Source organism: Flavobacterium gelidicaeli (assembly GCF_013294005.1).
Classification (GTDB): Bacteria; Bacteroidota; Bacteroidia; order Flavobacteriales; family Flavobacteriaceae; genus Flavobacterium.
Map to the genome: position 1 here is coordinate 1 of NZ_JABSNK010000038.1, position 1,282 is coordinate 1,282.

At 28.7% G+C, this 1,282-nt stretch carries 1 protein-coding gene; it reads left to right on the forward strand.

Annotated features, from left to right (window positions below; all coding sequences use genetic code 11):
- Positions 1-602: hypothetical protein (locus HNP99_RS17595; protein WP_173854759.1), on the forward strand; the 602-nt coding region annotated here is incomplete at its 5' end.
- Positions 603-1,282: the final 680 nt, after the last annotated feature.

Consider the following 1,282-nt stretch of genomic DNA (forward strand, 5'->3'; position numbering starts at 1 on the left):
GGGTTTTAGTGGAATTATCGTTTCGCTTTAAATTTTCTTTAAGCCGAAAATTTATCGTTTACGATTCCCCCACCATTTCAAAGCCGCAAAACGTTGGCAGATATAGTAAAAAAACGAAACGTAAATCAATGAAAATCAAAGTGTTTATTGTAATTTTTATAATTTCAACAGGTTTAATTATACTAAATAGAATTACTAATTTAAGTATAAGCAGTGCTTTAATTTATTGGTTTCTGATATTTACTTCTTATTCAACATTTTTTCTCTTACTAAATGAAATATTTAAAAGAAAATATAGAAAAGCAACAAGAATTTTTATAATAATAATTGGATTTTTTTGTGTTGGTTTATTTTATATTACGAACTTGAGTTTTTGGGGAACACAAACAATTGAATACTTAAATATTGCTGATAAAAATATATCTATCGAATATCAAATGAGAGATTTAGGTGGATTAGGATTCAAAACACGAATAATAGAAAAAACTAAAATTCTACCATACTTAAATTTGATTAAAGAAATAGATACAACCAAAATTAATAAGTCAGAATGGGAAAGAGTTGAAATTGAAAAGAATGAAATGAATATTAAATTCCCATAAGAATAAATAGAACTACATCTGCCAACAGCGGTTTGCAAAAATGGCGAAATATGTGGTAAATTCACGTTTATCTTTCGCAAGAAATTTTATCTTAGCCGAAAATAATCGGTTACGAAGTTCGCCACTTTTGCAAGCCGCGACACGTTATAATAGATATTTCGCCATTTTGTGGTGAAAAAATTACTTGCTTCGCTCCTTCTCAGAAAATAATCTGCAATCCAAAAAATGATGATTATTAAGAAAGATTTGAAAAAGTTTGTGTCGAAATAAATTCTTGTGAAATTCTTAAGGAGAAAGTAATTTGGTTAAATTAAAGTGATGCAGTTTGCGTCGAAAAATATTGAGGTGAATTCGTTTAGCCGAAAGTATTTTGGTAAAATTAAAGTGATGCAGTTTACGTCGAAATAAATTTTGGCGAAATCGTTAAGCCGAAAATAATTTGCTTCAATTAAAGTGATGCAGTTTGCCTCAAAAAATATCGTGCGAATTAATTAAGCCGAAAATAATTTGCTTCAATTAAAGTGATGCAGTTTGTAGCCAAAAGTATTGTGGTGATAAATTGAATAACGAAAAAGTTTTGTGCTGAATAATACCTATTATAACACTGGTTTAGCATGATGGGGAATTTAGTGGAATTTCCGTTTTTTTTCATATATTCGTACAGCCAAAAATAATCTGCT